17 protein-coding genes are annotated in these 18,188 nt (G+C 55.1%); 4 read left to right on the top strand and 13 right to left on the bottom strand.

Features of this window, described 5'->3' with window-relative positions:
- Together hpaE and hpaG are read right to left on the bottom strand one after the other, a co-directional pair.
- Window positions 1–1,467 carry a 5-carboxymethyl-2-hydroxymuconate semialdehyde dehydrogenase gene (gene hpaE / locus GTGU_RS09090; RefSeq protein WP_038155944.1) on the bottom strand — a complete coding sequence of 489 codons (1,467 nt, stop codon included), beginning with the start codon at window positions 1,465–1,467 and terminating at the stop codon, window positions 1–3.
- Window positions 1,464–2,765 carry a 4-hydroxyphenylacetate degradation bifunctional isomerase/decarboxylase gene (hpaG, locus tag GTGU_RS09085; RefSeq protein ID WP_038155942.1) on the bottom strand — a complete coding sequence of 434 codons (1,302 nt, stop codon included), beginning with the start codon at window positions 2,763–2,765 and terminating at the stop codon, window positions 1,464–1,466. Before hpaG ends, hpaE begins: the two co-directional genes overlap by 4 nt.
- A 273-nt stretch (window positions 2,766–3,038) precedes the next feature.
- On the opposite strand from hpaG, the gene hpaR reads away from it, so the two are divergent.
- The gene (gene hpaR / locus GTGU_RS09080; RefSeq protein ID WP_038155940.1) at window positions 3,039–3,482 is read left to right on the top strand and encodes a homoprotocatechuate degradation operon regulator HpaR; all 444 of its coding nucleotides are present in this window, start codon (window positions 3,039–3,041) and stop codon (window positions 3,480–3,482) included.
- Window positions 3,483–3,485: 3 nt separating this feature from the next.
- Here the strand turns inward: hpaR and GTGU_RS09075 are convergent, their stop codons facing one another.
- From GTGU_RS09075 to GTGU_RS09060, 4 genes are all read right to left on the bottom strand, one after another.
- Entirely contained in the window at window positions 3,486–3,731 is a 246-nt protein-coding gene (locus GTGU_RS09075; protein ID WP_038155938.1) for a putative Se/S carrier protein, read from the bottom strand.
- Window positions 3,731–4,495, bottom strand: a complete 765-nt coding sequence (gene yjiL, locus GTGU_RS09070) for a putative 2-hydroxyacyl-CoA dehydratase activator YjiL (protein WP_038155936.1) — start codon at window positions 4,493–4,495, stop codon at window positions 3,731–3,733. Before yjiL ends, GTGU_RS09075 begins: the two co-directional genes overlap by 1 nt.
- A 9-nt stretch (window positions 4,496–4,504) precedes the next feature.
- Window positions 4,505–5,656, bottom strand: a complete 1,152-nt coding sequence (locus GTGU_RS09065) for a double-cubane-cluster-containing anaerobic reductase (RefSeq protein WP_038155934.1) — start codon at window positions 5,654–5,656, stop codon at window positions 4,505–4,507.
- Window positions 5,657–5,795: 139 nt separating this feature from the next.
- Window positions 5,796–6,722, bottom strand: coding sequence for a LysR family transcriptional regulator (locus GTGU_RS09060; RefSeq protein ID WP_038155932.1), 927 nt, complete (start codon window positions 6,720–6,722; stop codon window positions 5,796–5,798).
- A 225-nt stretch (window positions 6,723–6,947) separates the two neighbouring features.
- On the opposite strand from GTGU_RS09060, the gene GTGU_RS09055 reads away from it, so the two are divergent.
- Together GTGU_RS09055 and metC are read left to right on the top strand one after the other, a co-directional pair.
- Window positions 6,948–8,180 carry a dicarboxylate/amino acid:cation symporter gene (locus GTGU_RS09055; protein ID WP_038155931.1) on the top strand — a complete coding sequence of 411 codons (1,233 nt, stop codon included), beginning with the start codon at window positions 6,948–6,950 and terminating at the stop codon, window positions 8,178–8,180.
- 39 nt (window positions 8,181–8,219) lie between these two features.
- Window positions 8,220–9,410, top strand: coding sequence for a cystathionine beta-lyase (gene metC / locus GTGU_RS09050; RefSeq protein ID WP_038155928.1), 1,191 nt, complete (start codon window positions 8,220–8,222; stop codon window positions 9,408–9,410).
- Window positions 9,411–9,440: 30 nt separating this feature from the next.
- Here metC and mdtM read toward each other — a convergent pair whose 3' ends face one another.
- The 7 genes from mdtM to GTGU_RS09015 all read right to left on the bottom strand — a co-directional run bounded on the left by mdtM (window position 9,441) and on the right by GTGU_RS09015 (window position 16,958).
- Window positions 9,441–10,673, bottom strand: coding sequence for a multidrug efflux MFS transporter MdtM (gene mdtM / locus GTGU_RS09045; protein WP_211252864.1), 1,233 nt, complete (start codon window positions 10,671–10,673; stop codon window positions 9,441–9,443).
- A 67-nt stretch (window positions 10,674–10,740) separates the two neighbouring features.
- Window positions 10,741–12,021, bottom strand: coding sequence for a DUF445 domain-containing protein (locus GTGU_RS09040; protein ID WP_038155925.1), 1,281 nt, complete (start codon window positions 12,019–12,021; stop codon window positions 10,741–10,743).
- A 51-nt stretch (window positions 12,022–12,072) separates the two neighbouring features.
- Window positions 12,073–12,702, bottom strand: a complete 630-nt coding sequence (locus GTGU_RS09035) for a LysE family translocator (RefSeq protein ID WP_038156035.1) — start codon at window positions 12,700–12,702, stop codon at window positions 12,073–12,075.
- A gap of 57 nt (window positions 12,703–12,759) precedes the next feature.
- On the bottom strand, window positions 12,760–13,569 hold the full coding sequence (locus GTGU_RS09030) for a helix-turn-helix transcriptional regulator (RefSeq protein ID WP_038155923.1): 810 nt from the start codon (window positions 13,567–13,569) through the stop codon (window positions 12,760–12,762).
- Window positions 13,570–13,578: 9 nt separating this feature from the next.
- Window positions 13,579–14,535, bottom strand: coding sequence for a GTPase (gene yjiA, locus GTGU_RS09025; protein WP_038155922.1), 957 nt, complete (start codon window positions 14,533–14,535; stop codon window positions 13,579–13,581).
- Window positions 14,536–14,545: 10 nt separating this feature from the next.
- Complete coding sequence (locus GTGU_RS09020; RefSeq protein ID WP_038155920.1) at window positions 14,546–14,749, bottom strand: YbdD/YjiX family protein; 204 nt, start codon at window positions 14,747–14,749, stop codon at window positions 14,546–14,548.
- Window positions 14,750–14,804: 55 nt separating this feature from the next.
- Window positions 14,805–16,958 carry a carbon starvation CstA family protein gene (locus tag GTGU_RS09015; protein WP_038155918.1) on the bottom strand — a complete coding sequence of 718 codons (2,154 nt, stop codon included), beginning with the start codon at window positions 16,956–16,958 and terminating at the stop codon, window positions 14,805–14,807.
- 374 nt (window positions 16,959–17,332) lie between these two features.
- On the opposite strand from GTGU_RS09015, the gene GTGU_RS09010 reads away from it, so the two are divergent.
- The gene (locus GTGU_RS09010; RefSeq protein ID WP_038155916.1) at window positions 17,333–18,184 is read left to right on the top strand and encodes a LysR family transcriptional regulator; all 852 of its coding nucleotides are present in this window, start codon (window positions 17,333–17,335) and stop codon (window positions 18,182–18,184) included.
- The last annotated feature ends 4 nt before the right edge of the window (window positions 18,185–18,188 follow it).

Below are 18,188 nucleotides of genomic sequence, written 5' to 3'. Positions count from 1 at the left end.
TCAGACTCCCCATTTTGGGATCGGGTGATCACCCATGGAAATGCAGACATTTTTCATTTCGGCGAACACTTCAAAGCTGTACTCGCCCCCTTCGCGGCCGGTGCCGGAGGCTTTCACACCGCCGAATGGCTGGCGCAGATCACGTACGTTTTGGGTATTGACGAACACCATTCCGGCTTCAATACCGCGCGCCAGGCGCAGCACTTTGCTGACGTCCTGGGTCCAGATGTAGGAGGCGAGGCCGTATTCCACGTCGTTCGCCAGCCGCAATCCTTCGGCTTCGTCTTTGAACGGCAGCAGGCAGGCCACGGGGCCGAAAATTTCTTCTTGCGCCACGCGCATACGGTTGTCGACATCGGCCAGCACTGTCGGGCGCAGGAAATTGCCGCTTTTAAGATGCGCGGGCAAGTCCGCCGGTTTGTCCGGCCCGCCCGCCAGTAGCGTCGCGCCTTCTTCAATGCCGAGACGGATGTAGCCGGAAACTTTATCCCAGTGTTGCTGGCTGATAAGCGCCCCGACCTGAGTGTTCGGATCAGTCGGGTCGCCCACTCGCAGACGGGTGGCGCGTTCAGCAAAGCGCTTCACAAATTCCGGGTAGATGCTTTGCTGAATGAAAATGCGCGACCCGGCGGTACAGCGTTCGCCGTTGAGCGAGAAAATGGTAAACAGCGCGGCATCCAGTGCGCGTTCGATATCGGCGTCTTCAAACACCAGCACCGGCGATTTACCGCCCAGCTCCATCGAGTATTTTTTCAGTCCGGCATTCTGCATAATGCGGCGACCCGTCGCGGTCCCACCGGTGAACGACACGGCGCGGACATCGTGATGACGGACCAGCGCATCACCCGCCGTGGCGCCATACCCCTGCACCACGTTCAGCACGCCCGCCGGAATGCCCGCTTCCAGCGCGAGCTCGCCCAGACAATCGGCGGTCAGCGGCGACAGTTCGGACATTTTCAGCACCGCGGTATTGCCGAGCGCGAGGCACGGCGCGACTTTCCAGGTGGCAGTCATAAATGGCACGTTCCACGGCGAGACCAGCGCACAGACACCGACCGGCTGCACCAGGGTGTAGTTCAGCATCTTGTCGTCAACCGGGTAGGTTTTGCCGTTCATCTGCTGGCACACTTCGGCGAAAAACTCGAAGTTGTGCGAGGCGCGCGGGATCAACACGTTTTTGGTCTGGTGGATGGGCAGCCCGGTGTCAGCGGTTTCCATCGCCGCGATGTTCGGCACGTTTTCGTCGATCAGCTCACCGAGGCGGCGCATCAGGCGCGCGCGCTCTTTCATCGGCAGGTTAGCCCATTTCGGGAACGCCGCTTTTGCTGCGGTCACCGCTTCGTTGATTTCAGCTTCTCCGCCGGATGCCACCTCAGCCAGTACCTCGCCGGTGGCCGGGTTGGTCGAGTGGAAATAGTCGTTACCGGCGACGTTTTTGCCGTTAATCCAGTGATTTATCTTTTTCATTTCAGCGTCTCCTCATACGTCTGCTGGCTGATAATGTGGTTGACCAGGCGGCCCACGCCTTCCACTTCCACCACCACCTCGTCTCCAGGCACCACGTCAGACAGCCCTTTCGGCGTGCCGGTGGCGATCATGTCACCCGGTTGCAGGGTCATGAACTCGCTCAGGTACGCAATCAGGAAGGGGATGTCGAAAATGAGATCAGCCGTGGTGCCCTGCTGGCGCAACTCGCCATTAACCCAGGTACGCAGGGTGAGGTTATGCGGATCGGAAATCGCGGATTTATCGACGATCCACGGGGCGATGGGCGTCAGCGTATCGCGGCTTTTCACCCGCAAGTTCGGCCGGTAATAATTTTCCAGGTAGTCGCGAATGGCGTAGTCGTTGCAAAGGGTATAACCGGCAACGTAATCCATCGCCGTCTCGCGGCTGACGTGACGGGCAGTTTTGCCGATGACCACCACCAACTCGGCTTCGTAATGCATGTAATCAACGTTGTCCGGGCGAACGGAGACCTGGTTGTCGCCGGTAAACGAGTTGGCGGCTTTGATAAAGATCAGCGGCTCTTCCGGCGGCTTAAAATCCAGTTCGCTGGCGTGATCGGCATAGTTCAGACCGAGCGCAAACAGCGTGCCGTTAGGGTGCGGGCGCGGCTCAACAGTGCGAACGTTCCTGATGTCGCGTTCGTCCATCACCGGGTTTTCCAGCGGCGGAAAGCCTTCGGCGAGAATGCGTACGCGATCGCCAGGTTTAAGCGCCACTCGCTGTTGCGGTGTGCCGAGCAGAATGGCGTCGCCGGGTTGCAGGGTGGCGAACTCACTCAACGCGCAGAGCAGTTCCGCGGCATTGCGCTGTAAATCCGCCGTGCTCCAGCGGTCCGCCTCATGGCCGTTGATGTCAGTAATGATGGTCAGATTGTCGACGTTGTTAAGCGCCGTCATTTCACCCAGCGGGCAGAAGCCATCGCGGCACTTCGCTTTGATCGCCGGACGATAAAAGCTCTCTTCCGGCAGGCTGACCTCGTTGGCCAGCGCATAACCCGCGATGTAGTCCGGTGCATCGGCGACGCTCACCCGGCTTGCGGTTTTACCGACGATCAGCGCGACAGTGGCGCCGCTCAGCACCGTTTCACCCGCAGGATGTGGGATCGCCTCGCCGCCACGGATCACCGTGTTGTGCGGTTTGATAAACCACACCGCCGTTTTTGGCGGCGCGTTGTAAGGGGCTTGCCGGAATGCCTGCTGCCAGGCGTCAATCTGGCTGCGATGGTTGAGCGCAACGGCAAAAACAGTGCCTTTCATTCACCACTCCTCAAATCCGTTCTGTGAATTCATTAATATATTAATGATCATCTTTTATGCCGCTGGCCTCTTTTTGGCAACTAAAGGTGAATGATTTGTGATCTGTTTAACGAAAAATTTACATATGAAAATAGTAGTCGTTATTTTTCAAGGAATTAATATTTTTTCTATAAATCTGATACACTTCTCAGCCTGAAGCAGGTTGCTGGAAAAAGCGCCGTGGCTGAATTATTTACTTATTAATAATGGCTGGAATTTTACGGGGTAGCAGCAATGCATGACTCGTTAACCATTGCGTTGTTACAGGCGCGGGAAGCGGCAATGGGCTATTTTCGCCCCATCGTCAAACGGCATAACCTCACCGAACAGCAGTGGCGCATTGTGCGTGTGCTGGCGGAGAATCCGTCGATAGACTTTCACGACCTGGCGTTTCGCACCTGCATTTTGCGCCCGAGCCTGACCGGCATTCTGACGCGTATGGAGCGCGATGGACTGGTGTTGCGCCTCAAGCCAGTGACCGACCAGCGCAAGCTGTACGTGTCGCTGACCAAAGCGGGTTATGCGTTATATGAGCACGCGCAATCGCAAGTAGAAGAGGCGTACCGGCAGATTGAAATGGAGTTTACGCCGGAGAAAATGCAGCAGCTGACTGCGCTGCTGGAGGAGTTTATCGCGCTGGGCAACCCACAGGCTGCCGAACGCGATGAAGTGGAATAACGTTCACACTGCCGGAAACTGTGCGACGGGGTGAAAATGCTCCTCGTCGCAACGGTAAATGCTCTCCGTCAGGCCGGGGATCACCCAGCGCGCGGGATCTTCACCGTGCAGATGAATACACAAACCACAACCGCCGCGCAGACCGCGCGGAATATCCTTCACCGTAAACGGTTCGCCAGCTTCCTGCAGTTTTTTGCGGGTCTGAACCACGCCGAGCGTTGAGTGAAACAGCAGAATGTAATGCGCCATTATCGCCCTCGCTGTCGCTGACCGATCAACGCCGCTCCTATCGCCCCGGCAAACTGCGCGTCGGGATGGGTATTAACGTCCGCCCCCAGATGTGAGGAAAGCATCCGCGTAAATGCCTGGCAATGGCTGACGCCGCCGGTAAACAGTACCGGCCCTTGCGACGTCAGGCGGGAGATGAAATTGGCGCTACGCCGCGCCATGGCATTGATGACGCCCGCGAGAATGGCTTCGGGCGCAACCCCTGCCGAGCGCAGGCTAATCACTTCTGACTCGGCAAACACCGTGCACATACTGGTGATGGCGTGAGGCTCAACGCCCGCGACCAGTGCATCCAGCTGTTCTGCACTGGCGCCCAGCGTGCGGGAAATGACGTCAAGAAAACGCCCGGTACCGGCGGCGCATTTGTCGTTCATCAGGAAATCGGTGAGATTGCCGTCCTCGTCCAGTTGAATGACTTTGCTGTCCTGGCCGCCGATATCAATCACCGTGCGGGTGTCTGCCATCAGCAGGCGGGCACCGAGACCGTGACAGGAGATTTCGGTCACCTGTTTGTCGGCGAAATCGACCAACTGGCGCCCGTAGCCTGTGAGCGTCAGAAATGGGCGTTCCGCGAGATCGTCGCTCAGTTCATGCCATGCCTGTTCTATCGCCAGCGCCGGGCGAAAGGGCGTCGGGCAGAGGAAACGCCGCAGCAACGTGCTCCCCTCCAGCAGTACGCCCTTGGTGGCGGTGGAACCGGAATCTATGCCTACTGTCAGTGACATTCCCGCTCCTTACAACATTTCAATGAACGCGGCGACACGCGTACTGAGCTGGCCGATATCAGCGGTGGAGTAATCTGTTTCAATCGCCATGTAGGGGATGTTGTGCCGCTGGCGAATGTGGCGTTTGATCGCCAGTGATTCCACGGCGTAGGTGTGGCAGGCCTGCAGGATCACGTCGATCACACCATCTGCCTGATATTCCTCAACCATCTGGCTCAGCAGGGTTAATCGCTGGGTGTTCGGCGACAGGCACGAGCAGCCGATTGCCAGATATTTATCCGCCAGCGCTTCCCAGATATCGCCCGTTTCCGCCACGTTGCGTTCAGTGGCTTTGGCACCGGTGCAGTTTTCATAACCGACTACCCAGCCGCCGTTGTCCTCAATGGCGCGCACCACTTTTTCCGCCGCACCGCCAATCGGGCAACCGGTGATGAGGATGCGTGGACGAGCGTCGAGCCGTTTCCCGGCCTGCCAGTCGGCTTTCACCCTGGCGGTCATCGCGTCCAGTTCGGCAATCAGCGCTTCTTTGTCAAAACGGAAGGTGGCGCCGTAGACCACTTTCAGCAGATCGACGCCGCTCAGCGCGGGCGGGTTAAGCTGACCGAGGCGATAGAAACTCGCCAGGGCGCGGCGCTCGCGGTTTTTCAGCACGATGGCGTCGCGTAACGCAGACTCGTCAATCGTGGTGCCGAAACGCGCTTCAACGGCCTGTTGCAGACGGCGCATTTCCGCTTTCCACAGGGCGCGCGAGGCGGCATCATCGGCGCTGTTGGGCAACTGCATGACGTGAACCGGTTTGAATTCCGCCATATATTCGTACATCTTTTTCTTGCCGTCACAGGTGGTTTCGCCGACCACCAGATCAGAAAAGTAGAAGTAGGGGCATTTGTCGGTTTTGCCAAAGCCGTAACTGCTTTTAATCAACGGGCAGAGGTTGCGTGGCAGATCTTTCTCCGCTTCTTCGATGGTTTCATCCGAGGTGGAACACAGCGAAACCACCACGGCGCCCGCGGCCATCGGGATCTCCTGCGGCATAAAGGTGCAATAGGTGCCGACCAGCGGAATGCCGCGATCCTTCAGTTCCATGACGGTGAGAAAGCCTTTCTGGCGAGCTTCTGAGAATTGATCAAACAGGGCGGGTAATTCGGTGATGAGTGACATGCTTTTTCCTTCCCCGTAACACGGGAGATGATGAAAAGAGCAAGCATTATAACCGTAAATTATTTGTGGTTATGTTGATCTGCGACGGGATTCAGAAAACAAAAAAGCCGCTGAAAACAGCGACTTTTTATTTCCGTTCTTACCCCGGTATCCAGCTGTCCCAGGCGGGGATCGGTGCCAGTTCTTCCACCAGGAAATCGATAAACGCGCGCACTTTCGGATTGCTGTATTTGCTGGGAAAATAGAGCGCGTACAGCGCATGTGTTTCACAGGTAATATTGCCGTCCAGCATCAGTGGGGTGATCTCCTCTTTCTGGATGTGATCGCCAATCAGGTAGGTGGGCAGATACGCGACGCCCTGATCTTCGAGCACCGACTTCAACAGTACCAGACTGCTGTTTGCCTGAATGGGCATCCGTACTTTCAACTGGTGTAGCCGATCCTGATCGTCCGCCACTTTAAGTACCGGCGTCAGACCCGGATAAACCAGACAGTCGTGTTCAACGAGATCAACTCGCCGTTGCGGGATCCCTTTTTTGCGCAGATACCCCGGCGACGCGCAGTAAGCCCACCGGATGGGCGCGAGTTTGCGCATGGCATAGTTCTGCGGCGGCGCCATGGAAATACGCAGGGCGATATCGTAATCCGCCTCATTCAGATTCACAAAGTTGTCATTCAGATCAATATATAAATTCACGTCCGGGCAAAGGCCACGGAATTTATCCACCAGATTGACCAGTCGCGCATAACCGAAGGCAATAGAGCAGGTAATGCGTAATTCTCCCTGCGGATTTTGATAATAGCCGGTGGTGGTATTTAGCGTTTCATCGAATTCTTTTAGTAATTTATTAGCGCGATTAAAAAGATATTGCCCGGCATCGGTCAGAGTAATGCTTCTTGTTGTGCGTTTAATTAACGTTGTACCGAGAATATCTTCCATTGCAGTCAGACTTTTACTGACCGCAGAAGGGGAAACATTTAATTGTGATGCCGCTTCAGATAATCCGCCACATTCGACAATCCTGACAAAAAATTCCAGATGCTTTAGCGAAATGGGGGTGCTCATTGTTTCCTTCCATTCACAAGTGATTTGCGAAAACGGTACGAATAGCCCGTTACAATCCCATTTGAAACATGCAACTATTGAATCACAGGAAATGAGTTCCTGACAAAATGAAAAGATGACAACTTAAGTGAAGTACGTCACAGAATAAAAGGAAGTCGCATCAGAGATAATAAAAGTGTGAATGTTATCTCAGTTAATAATATTTAAATTAAAAAGGTGCCTGTTATGTGGTCACGACTCGAACCCTACAGATCGTCTATTATTTTATTACTTGCTTTGATCGCCGGCGGCGTTCTGGGAATTTATGCGCCAACGTTTGCCGTAAAACTTCAACCCCTGGGCCAAATTTTCCTTAACCTGTTATTTATGATCATCGTCCCGCTGGTGGGTATCAGCGTGATGTCATCCATCGCCAGAATGACTGATCTGAAACGTCTGGGGCGTATTATGGCGATTATTTTTATTGTCTCGATCGCCATGGCGCTTATTCCGGCGGCAGGGATTGTTGCGCTCGCGCTGTGGTACAACCCGGCGCAGGGTGTGACGATCGATCTGTCGAAAACCGTCGAGGCCGGCAGCGGCCAGATGGATTTTGTCAGCATGGTTACGACTCACGATTTCGTGGGGCTGTTTTCAAAATCCAATATTCTGGCGCTGATTGTGATGGCAATCATCGCCGGGATCGCGATTGGTCAGTCTGACAGTGCCGGCAGACGCATCGCTTCGCTGCTGGAAGATGCTAACACGGTGATCATGAAAGTGGTTTCCATCATCATGACGGTCGCGCCTGTCGGGCTGGGCTGCTATTTTGCCGCGACGATGGCCAGTCAGGACTCCAGTATCCTGCTCACCTTTGCCCGCGCTATCATTCTGTTTATGGCGGCGACAGTGATCTACTACGTGCTTGGCTCGATTGTCTATTCCTGGATTGGCGGTGGCATGCCTGCGGTGAAAGCCTTCTGGCGCAACGCGATCCCTCCCTCAGTGACCGCGCTCGGCACCTGTTCTTCTCTCGGAACGCTGCCAGTCACCATTCGTGCTGGTAAAGCGATGGGGATCAACCCGGAAATTGTCGATGTCTCTCTTCCGCTACTGGTGAACCTGAATAAGGGCGGCGTGGCGATGATTGCGGCGCTGAAAATCGTCTTCATCTACTCAGTGCTGGGGATGGAATTCACCACAGAGACCTTCTTCCTCACCATGCTGATTGCCGTGCTTTCCGCGATTATCGTCGGCGGCGTACCTGGCGGCGCATTCCTCGGTGAGATTTTCATCGTCACCACATTAGGGCTGCCGATGGAGACCATCCCGATGCTGGTGGTACTGGGCACGATTACCGATGCGCCTGCCACGCTGATTAATGTGATTCATGATTTGAATGCGGCGCAAATTATCGAACGCTTCACAGGCAAAAAACAGCCTGCTTCTGAAGCTTCACAGACGGCCGCAGCGTTATAAATTTCCGAAACGGATCAAAAGGATGTCACAGGAGACGTTATGAAAGATTCCATCAGGCTCGAAACACAGTTGGTGATTGCCGGGCGCGATAAACGTTACACCCAGGGGGCGGTTAACCCGGTGATCCAGCGCGCCTCTTCGCTGGTGTTCAATTCGGTGAAAGAGAAGAAATTCGCGACCGCCAACCGGGCGAACGGCGAGCTGTTTTACGGGCGACGCGGAACCTATACCCATTTTGCTTTCCAGAAAGCGATGAGTGAACTGGAAGGGGGTGTCGGATGCGCGCTCTACCCGTGCGGCGCGGCAGCGGTAGCCAATGCGATCCTGGCGTTTGTTGAGAGCGGCGATCATATCCTTGTGACCGGTGCAGCGTACGAACCAACGCAGGATTTTTGCACAAAGATCCTTAGCAAGTTCAACGTGGAAACGACGTACTACGATCCGATGATCGGTGCTGGTATTGCCGATCTTATCCGCCCCAATACCAGAGTGGTGTTCCTGGAATCGCCCAGTTCTATCACTATGGAAGTCCAGGATGTGCCGGGGATGGTGAAGGCGATCCGCTCGGTTAACCCGGAGATCGTCATTATGATCGACAACACCTGGGCGGCGGGTGTGCTCTTTAAGGCGCTGGATTTCGGGGTCGATATTTCGATTCAGGCCGGTACTAAATATACTATCGGCCACTCCGACGGCATGCTCGGTACGGCGGTGTCGAATGCCCGTTGTTGGGATCGACTGCGTGAAAACTCCTATCTGATGGGGCAGACGCTGGATGCCGACACCGCTTACAACGGCAGCCGTGGCCTGCGTACGCTGGCGATTCGCCTCAGGCAGCATGAGGAAAGCAGCATTAAAATCGCCCGGTGGCTGATGAACCGGCCGGAAGTGGCGCGCGTTAATCACCCGGCGCTGGCGCAGTGCCCAGGGCATGAATATTTTCAGCGTGATTTTTCCGGTAGTTCCGGGCTGTTCTCCTTTGTGCTGAAAAAGCGCCTGAGTGACGAGCAACTGGCACATTTCCTCGACAACTTTACGCTGTTTCATATGGCCTATTCCTGGGGTGGTTTTGAGTCGCTGATTCTGGCAAACCAGCCGGAAGAGCTGAACGAGATCCGCCCGGCGGGGGCGGTAGACTTCACCGGCACGCTGGTCCGGGTGCACATCGGGCTGGAAGCGGTGGAGGATTTGATTGCTGATCTGGATGCCGGATTCGGACGCATCGCTTAAAAAAATGGCCCCGCGTTGTGGGGCCTGTTTTTATTTCTCCGTCGCCGGAAGCGACGCATTATGCTGCCGGACGCGTCGCAGCAATCCTGCCAGCGCAAACACCACAGCAATCCCCGCGACCACTGCCAGCAGATGGAACGGGATCCGCCCGCCGTTGAACCACAACCAGCGGGCGCCCTCAACAGCCAATGCCATTCCGCTCAGAATAGTGATGTTCAATGAGGCGGACACCGTGCCTTTTGGCAGATCGTTCGAGAAGAGTGTAAAGCGGAACAGCGTCGGGAAAATCAGCCCGATGCCGAACGCATACAGACTGGTACCAGTGACCGACCACAGCCAGACGTGCGGCCACAGCAGATTGCCGGCGATGAGCAGCAACAGACCGAACAGCTGGATGGGGATCGCCCGCCAGATGAACCGCGGTTCGGTGGGGTCTTTCACGAATCGCGCTACCACCATGTTAGCGACAATCACCGCACCGAATATCGGTACCTGCGCCCAGGCAAACTCCGCTGTCGTCATACCGCCCGCGTCGATCAGAATAACTGGCGACACCGCCACCCAGGTCATCATCGGAATGTAACTCAGGGTGATCACAGCCGCGCCAGACTGGAAAACCCGGTTGCGGAAGACGTTGCGGAAATCGCGCAATACGCCGCTCACACTTAGCGGTACGACGCCCCTTTGCACCGTTTCCGGCATCGTCAGCAACAGGCCGAGCCAGCCCAGAAAACCAAGGAAAGCGATAATGCCGAACAGCGCTTTCCAGTGCATAAAATGCATCAGAGCGGCACCAGAGAGCGGGCCGATGATCGGCGCAATCAGGACGATTGAGGTGATGATCGCCATCAGTTTAATGCCCTTCGTCTGACCGAACGCTTCCTGAATGGTCACGTAGCCGACGGTGGCGATAAAGCAGATGCTGGTACCCTGCACGAACCGCGCCACCAGAAATTGTTCCATGGAGGTGGTAAACAGCGTGGCGGTGCAGGCGAGGGTAAAAATCAGTGCACCGGTGATGAGTACCGGACGGCGACCAATCCTGTCCGAGAGCGGTCCGAGCAGCCATTGCAGCGCCATGCCGCCCGCCAGATAGAGGCTGACAGAGGCCGGGGCAAGGCTGACATCAGCGTTAAAATCACGTACCACATGGATAATGCCTGGCTGAATCAAATCCGTCGTCAGATAGGCGGCAAAATCGTAAATAATCAACGCTATCGGGAAGAATAGCGTAGCGGCATAGCGACGAAAAAAAGACAACATCCGTTGCATGAAAAACGTACTCCTTGTGCGGGGAAAACAGCCAGGGGCGGAATCTGTTGCAACTCTTTTACCTGACCGGTATGGCGATCAGCGCAGGAATTTGGGATACCAGCCAGAGAATCAACCCGATACTGCCGCCGACCAGTGTCCCGTTAATGCGAATAAACTGCAAATCTTTGCCGATATTAAGCTCGATCTGCTGCGACATCTCGCGGGCATCCCAGCTTTTGACCGTGTCGCTGATGTGCCGAGTGAGGAAGGCGGCGAAATCCGGTGCTGCACGGCGAGCGACCTCCTCCAGATGCTCATTCAGCGAGGCACGCAATGCGTCATCCGCCACCAGCGTTTCGCCGAACCACTGTCCGGCTTCGGCGACGCGCTGCCGGACGCGGGAGTCTTCGGTCTTGAGATCGTCCTTCAGCCAGCGACGCAGATCGGCCCATAATTCGCCGAGATAGCCGTTAAATGCCGCGTCATTTTTCAGGTACCGCTTGATGTCATCGGCGCGCTGCGCCAGTTGTGGATCGCTTTTCAGCGACTCGATAAGCCGCAGTACCGCGCGGTCAAACGCCTGACGGATCTGGTGCGTGCTGTCGACGGTCACTTCATCCAGCAACGTATCCACTGCTTCAGAGACCAGTTCGGCACTGTGCTCGCCAAGCCATTCGGTGGGCAACACTTTGGCTTTCAGCGGGTGCTCAGTTTGCAGCCAGTGGACAATCTGCTTCGCAATAAAACGCCGGGTGCTGTCGCGGTGGATCAGCACAATCAACTGGGCGATCAGCGCGTCCAGCAACGTCTGGTGGCGGTTGTCTTTGGTCATGCTTTCGAGCATCAGCGCACTGGTGCCAGTGAGATCCACTTTGTCGATCGCCTTATGCACCGCGCGTTTCAGCAGGCCCTGAATGCGCGCATCGTCGGTCAGTTCGAGAAAACCGCCCATCACGGTCACCAGATGATGCCCGACTTTCTGCGCGTTCTGCGGCTGGCTGAACCAGGTACCGATCATCATCGCCGGTTCGTGGCGCTGGATCAGCGTCACCAGCGATTGCGTATCGAGAAATTCTTCCTGTACGAAACGGCCGAGATTGTCGCCAATCCGGTCCTTATTGCGGGGAATGATTGCCGTGTGGCGGGAAATAAGTGGGATGGGGATGTGGCGAAACAGCGCGACGACCGCGAACCAGTCAGCCAGCGCGCCGACCATTGCCGCTTCTGACATCGCTTTGAGCGCGCTCACCCACCAGGCCGGTGGCAGAAATAATGTCGTGACAAAAATCGCCGCCGCTACCATTAGCAGCGACAGCGCCAGCCGCCGGGCGCGTTTAAGTTCAGCTAATTTATCCATCCGGTAAGCATAGAGGGCGGCAGAGCATTTTTGTAGTGACGGCTTCGCTGCTTACATCAGAAACCGCCACAAAATCCAGCCGCCAAACCCCATCAGCACCACACCTGCGGTGCGCTCAATCCAGCCGATATAACGCTGTAAAAAGCGCTGGGTATGCGGCAGAGAGATAAGCTTAACGACCAGCAGATCCCACACCAGCACCATCGAGAGCATCCAGACGCCACAGGTAGTTTGTTGTAGTAGCGTCACCTTCGGGCCGAGCAGGGCGGTCATGAGCGACAGATAAAACAGTGCGTTCTTCGGGTTGAGCAAGGAAGACCCCAGCCCAAGCAATAACTGGCGGGGCAGCGATGGACAATGGCTCTGTACCTTCTCCAGCGCCAGCGACGTGGTGGCATAGCGAATCAATTGCACGCCAATCCATAGCAGATACGCCGCACCGGCCAGTTCGATGGCCGTGAACAGCACCGTGAACTGTCGCAGGGCGCTCCAGCCAAGAATGGCGAGCAGTATATAGAGACCATTTCCGGCAGCGATACCGAGGCAAAGCCCGACGCTTCCTCGCAGCCGGTAGCGGATGGCGTACCCCGTCAGCAGGAAAAAATCCGGGCCAGGACTGAGCAGGGCGACAAAATGCGACAGCGCCAGCGCGAGAAACGCGGACGGGAAAAGCACAGACAACGATTCCATGATGACCTCAGGACAAAAACCTGAATTCACCTTAAGGCGCGACGTGAATTAATTATTGTCTGATATTGATCTGCCGCGGGCGTACTGCCTGGGCGTGGCGGCGGTGTAGCTGACGAAGGTTTTATGGAAATGGCTCTGGTCGGCAAACCCGCTCTGATAACTGACATCAGCGATATCCTCACCCGCGCGCAGACGTGATTTGGCGTATTCGATGCGGGCAATATTGAGGAACGCGCCGGGCGTGAGTCCGGTATCCTGACGGAACAGGCGGATCAACGTCTCTTTGCGCAGGGCAAAGGTGTTCGCCAGCACATCAAGCGCCAGCGGCTTGTGAAGATTCGACAACAGATGATCGCTAAGCTGTTGCGACGCGTAGTGCGCGCGAGACGGCGGGGCAGGAATCAACGGTAACGCCTGAAACAGCGAGGTTAAGCGGGATGCCAGCAACGGAGACGGCGGAGCGTCCATCAACGCGACGATCTCCTGATAACGTGCGAACAGCCCGGTATCACGGATCACCGGCTGGTCGATGGTGAGCAGCGAGGTCGCTGGCGCGAATTGCGCCAGGCACCACGACACATCAAGATAAAGCATGTGATAACTGCGGGGCTGCGATGCTACCGGATTACAACTGTGCGCGACATGCGGCGGGATGACAATGATATCGCCCGGCCGCAACCGGTATTCCTGGCCCTCACAGACGCAGCAGGTCTCCCCCTCAATGATGGCACCAATCGAAAGCGCTGCATGCTGGTGGCGCTTGTACGCTTGTCGGCTCAGCTGAGTGCTGCGTAGTTCTGCCCACGGGAGATGGGCAGGGCGCAGAAAACGCTGGTTGATATCGCGCGCGGAAGTCATGACCGCACCTTATTTCTTCAGCCCGGCAAAAGCGGCACGAATATCGTCTTCCGGCAACTGAACGCCGATAAACACCAGTGTGCTGTGGGGTGTTTCATCACCCCACGGACGATCCCAGTCGGCACTGTACAGGCGCTGCACGCCCTGAAACAGCAGGCGGTTCGGCTCGTCGGCAATCCACAGCATGCCTTTGTAGCGCAGCAGTTTATCGGCAAACGACAGCAGCAGATTTTCCATCACTCGTGATACGTCGCTGATATCGACCGGGTAATCCAGTTCGACCACGATGGAGGCAATGTCGTTTTGCTTGTCAGCGATAAAGTGGAAACGCGGCGTCGGTTGCACGACGTTCTCTTCCAGCATAAAGCCATTGGTATCGAACAACAGCGCGAGGTCGATATCGCCGTGTGTCACGGTATACACCGGCGCGCGGGCGTTAATGCGCGCAATGCGCTCCCGCAGTTTTTCGCTGTCGCCTGCAACGTCGGTTTTGGTCAACAGAATGCGGTCCGCATAGCCGATTTGCGACTGGGCGAGCGTGAACTGATTCATTTGCTCGTTGGCGTGGACAGCATCCACCAGCGCGATCACGCCATCCAGCAGATAGCGCTGGCAAAGGATTTCATGAGAGAAAAAGGTCTGAATGATTGGGCCGGGATCGGCCATGCCGGTGCACTCAATCACCAGCCTGTCGAAATGGATGTCGCCACGATCGAGGCTGTCGAGCAGATCCAGCAGGGCGTCTTCCAGTTCGTTAGAGCGACTGCAGCAGATGCAGCCATTGGTCAGGGTTTTGATCTGCGTAGCGCGATCACCGATGAGTTGATCGTCCACCGACACTTCGCCAAATTCGTTTTCAATAACGGCGATTTTATAGCCATGCTGCTCGTTGAGGATATGGCGCAACAGGGTGGTTTTACCGGCGCCGAGAAAGCCGGTGAGCAGGGTGACTGCAACAGGTGTCATGTTCTCTCCTTTAGCAACAGCGTACGCCGCCTTCGCCACTTCCGCCATAGCGCGCTTCCTGGCGCTCGCGGAAAAATTCGCTGTAGGTCATGTACGGTTTATCCGGATGGTTGGTCTTCATATGCTCGACATAGTTGTCATAATCCGGGATGCCAATCAGCATTTTAGCCGCCTGACCGAGATATTTTTTGGCTTCGCCTAAGTTACCAAACATTTTGCCATCCTGATAAGAACAAAGCCCCGCCGAAGCGGGGCTGATGGTTACCGTATTAATGGTGTGAAGAGGTTTTCACGCCGCCTTCCGGTACCGGAACGTATGGCGTCTCTTTATCAGTACGCGCGTCGATAGCGCGTGCTTTCAGCCACGTTTTGATACCGTAGAAGATGATGCTGTATACCACCACCAGGAACAGAATGCTCAGACCCGCGTTGGTGTAGTTGTTCACCACGATGTGGTTCATGTTAGCAATTTCCTGCGCGGTGAGGTTTGCGCCGCCAGCAGCAATCTTCTCTTTGTACTGGTTAGCCATGAAGAAGAAGCCTTCCAGCGACGGGTTGGTGCTGAACAGTTTCAGACCCAGCGCCCAGGAGGTGCAGAGCAGCAACCACAGCGCCGGTACCACGGTGACCCAGATGTATTTGGTGCGTTTCATCTTCACGAGAACGACGGTACCGAGCACCAGCGCGACGGCAGCCAGCATCTGGTTAGAGATACCGAACAGCGGCCACAGGCTCTTCACGCCGCCCAGCGGATCGACCACACCCTGATACAGCAGATAACCCCACAGGCCAACACAACCCGCGGTACCCAGCACGCCAGCGACCAGTGAATCGGTTTTCTTCAGGAACGGCACGAAGTTGCCGAGCAAGTCCTGCAGCATAAAGCGACCCGCACGGGTACCGGCATCTAATGCGGTCAGGATGAACAGCGCTTCAAACAGAATACCGAAGTGGTACCAGAAGCCCATATCTGCCATCGGCAGTACTTTGTGGAATACATGAGCAATACCCACGGCCAGCGTTGGTGCGCCACCCGCACGGTTCAGGACGGACGGTTCGCCAATGTCCTTCGCGGTCTGCATGATCTGCTCAGGCGAGATCACGAAGCCCCAGGAACTGACAGTCGCTGCCGCATGGGTACTGGCATCTTTCAACTGCGCCAGGATCATCGCGGCGTTATCGCCACCCATTTCATGCAGGTTCGGCATGGTGATGCCAAGGCCCGCCGGCGGGGTGTTCATTGCGAAGTAGAGACCCGGTTCGATGATCGATGCCGCCACCAGCGCCATGATCGCCACGAACGATTCCATCAGCATTGCGCCGTAACCGATAAAGCGGGCATCGGTTTCGTTTGCCAGCAGTTTCGGCGTGGTGCCGGAAGCGATCAGCGCATGGAAGCCGGAGACGGCGCCACAGGCGATGGTAATAAACAGGAACGGGAACAGCGCCCCTTTCCACAGCGGACCAGTACCGTCGATGTACTGGGTTACCGCAGGCATTTTCAGATCCGGGTTGAGGATCACGATGCCGAGCGCCAGACCGACGATCACGCCGATTTTCAGGAAGGTGGCGAGGTAGTCACGCGGCGCCAGAATCAGCCATACCGGCAGCAGTGCGGAGACAAACGCATAGCCCACCAGCGCGAAGGTGATGGTGGTGTCTTTAAAGGTCAGCGCCGGGCCCCAGTAAGGGTCGTGCGCAATCACGCCGCCAAACCAGATGGAGGCGACCAGCAACACAATACCAATCACCGATACTTCACCCACGCGGCCCGGGCGGATAAAGCGCATGTAAATGCCCATGAACAGCGCAATTGGCACAGTCGAGCAGACGGTGAATACGCCCCACGGACTTTCCGCCAGTGCTTTTACAACGATCAGCGCCAGCACGGCGAGGATGATTATCATGATCAGGAAGCAGCCGAACAGCGCAATCGAGCCTGGTATGCGGCCCATCTCTTCTTTGACCATTTCGCCGAGTGACGAACCGTTACGGCGCGAGGAAATAAACAGCACCATGAAGTCCTGCACCGCACCCGCGAGCACGACGCCCGCCAGAAGCCACAAGGTGCCAGGCAGATAGCCCATTTGCGCCGCAAGTACCGGCCCTACCAGTGGGCCTGCACCAGCAATGGCCGCGAAGTGGTGTCCAAACAGAACGTAACGGTTGGTCGGCACATAGTTCAGGCCGTCGTTGTTAATCACTGCCGGCGTTGAGCGGGTAGGGTCCAGCTTCATCACCTTTTGTGCGATGTACAGACTGTAGTAGCGATAAGCCACCAGATACACCGATACCGAGGCGACGACTATCCACAGGGCGCTGACGTGTTCACCGCGGCGTAGCGCCACGACGGACAAACAGAAAGCGCCGATGATCCCGAGGATGGCCCAGGGTACGTGCTTAAGTAATTTTTTCGTATCCATAGTGAGACCTGGTTTTTATAAATGAAAATTGGATCAGTACTTGTTGTTGGAGAGATAGTGACAGTAATACAGGGGTGATCCTGCCAGAAAGAAAGTGATTACTGGCAGGTAAAAGCGTCAGTGGTCGTATGACGGCTTAAGCGGTTGTGTTTATGGATAAGCGGTTGAGTAAAATCTTAATGCGGGCTTATTTTGTGATGAGTGTCACGCATTTGTAATAACCAGGCAGGATAAATAAATTCAATTCTTGATTTATATCAATTACGCAAATTTTCATAAAGTGAACAAGATTGTCTCTTTTTTAGCACATTGTTGAAAGTGGATCAGTGTCTTATATTGTATTAAGAATACAAACATGAATAAAAGAGCGACCTATGGGATATCTGCTGTCAAAAAAAATGCGCTACTTTATGGTGACAATGGAGTTAAGGAATTTCGCAAAAGCAGCAGAAGCGCTCTGCATTACGCGGTCGCCGCTAAGTAAAGTGATTTGTGAGCTGGAGGATTACCTCGGAGGAATTCTGTTTAAGAGGAAATACAACGAGTTAGAACCAACTGAACTGGCGTGGGAATATTATAATAAGTTTCGCTCTGTTTACACGCAGTTAATGGATCTGGAAAGTGAGATCCAGAATAAAGAAACCTCGAAGGAATTGGCGATTTTATTTGATGTAACGTTTCCGGAACTGGTCTTTAAACATATTGTAATGGTCATTGAGTCCTCTGGCCTGAAAGCGCGTTGTGAAAGAGGCGTGGTTGACCCGGCAGCCATTAATAATCTGCGCTACAACACGAATTGCATTATCTTCTCGTTGCGTGACATTTCGTTGTCCTATGCGGTACAGCGGGATGAATGGTTCAGCGGAAATTTAGTGCTGCTGGCACCGAAAGAGCGTGACCCGGAAAGCGCAATGAAATTGTTCGTCTGGAAAGATACCAATGTGCACTATTCAAAAGAAATCTTCAAAAACTTACTGGCGGATAAATTCAACCATATTGAATTCATCGAGCATAACTGGGAATTCCTGAGCATGCTGTATAATATCCATTCGGGTAAAGGATGTTGCATAATGACAGAGAAATTCGCAACCTTGTTTAAAGTTGATGGTGTTGATGTTATTCCATTAAAAAATGTGAATTTAAAAATCAGAGCTTATCACTGTCTCAAACCTGAGTATGCCAATGAGAAGGAGAAAATCAAAGGCATACTCAATACCTTCATTTAATACA

The organism is Trabulsiella guamensis ATCC 49490, from assembly GCF_000734965.1.
Lineage (GTDB): Bacteria > Pseudomonadota > Gammaproteobacteria > Enterobacterales > Enterobacteriaceae > Trabulsiella > Trabulsiella guamensis.
Note: the sequence above shows the minus strand (reverse complement) of the source record. Positions and strands in the feature narration are given on the sequence as shown.

Bases quoted from the DNA above. Each gene is read 5' to 3' on its own strand.
- hpaE (WP_038155944.1), bottom strand. From the start codon at position 1,467: ATGAAAAAGATAAATCACTGGATTAACGGCAAAAACGTCGCCGGTAAC.
- hpaG (WP_038155942.1), bottom strand. From the start codon at position 2,765: ATGAAAGGCACTGTTTTTGCCGTTGCGCTCAACCATCGCAGCCAGATT.
- hpaR (WP_038155940.1), top strand. From the start codon at position 3,039: ATGCATGACTCGTTAACCATTGCGTTGTTACAGGCGCGGGAAGCGGCA.
- GTGU_RS09075 (WP_038155938.1), bottom strand. From the start codon at position 3,731: ATGGCGCATTACATTCTGCTGTTTCACTCAACGCTCGGCGTGGTTCAG.
- yjiL (WP_038155936.1), bottom strand. From the start codon at position 4,495: ATGTCACTGACAGTAGGCATAGATTCCGGTTCCACCGCCACCAAGGGC.
- GTGU_RS09065 (WP_038155934.1), bottom strand. From the start codon at position 5,656: ATGTCACTCATCACCGAATTACCCGCCCTGTTTGATCAATTCTCAGAA.
- GTGU_RS09060 (WP_038155932.1), bottom strand. From the start codon at position 6,722: ATGAGCACCCCCATTTCGCTAAAGCATCTGGAATTTTTTGTCAGGATT.
- GTGU_RS09055 (WP_038155931.1), top strand. From the start codon at position 6,948: ATGTGGTCACGACTCGAACCCTACAGATCGTCTATTATTTTATTACTT.
- metC (WP_038155928.1), top strand. From the start codon at position 8,220: ATGAAAGATTCCATCAGGCTCGAAACACAGTTGGTGATTGCCGGGCGC.
- mdtM (WP_211252864.1), bottom strand. From the start codon at position 10,673: ATGTTGTCTTTTTTTCGTCGCTATGCCGCTACGCTATTCTTCCCGATA.
- GTGU_RS09040 (WP_038155925.1), bottom strand. From the start codon at position 12,021: ATGGATAAATTAGCTGAACTTAAACGCGCCCGGCGGCTGGCGCTGTCG.
- GTGU_RS09030 (WP_038155923.1), bottom strand. From the start codon at position 13,569: ATGACTTCCGCGCGCGATATCAACCAGCGTTTTCTGCGCCCTGCCCAT.
- yjiA (WP_038155922.1), bottom strand. From the start codon at position 14,535: ATGACACCTGTTGCAGTCACCCTGCTCACCGGCTTTCTCGGCGCCGGT.
- GTGU_RS09020 (WP_038155920.1), bottom strand. From the start codon at position 14,749: ATGTTTGGTAACTTAGGCGAAGCCAAAAAATATCTCGGTCAGGCGGCT.
- GTGU_RS09015 (WP_038155918.1), bottom strand. From the start codon at position 16,958: ATGGATACGAAAAAATTACTTAAGCACGTACCCTGGGCCATCCTCGGG.
- GTGU_RS09010 (WP_038155916.1), top strand. From the start codon at position 17,333: ATGGGATATCTGCTGTCAAAAAAAATGCGCTACTTTATGGTGACAATG.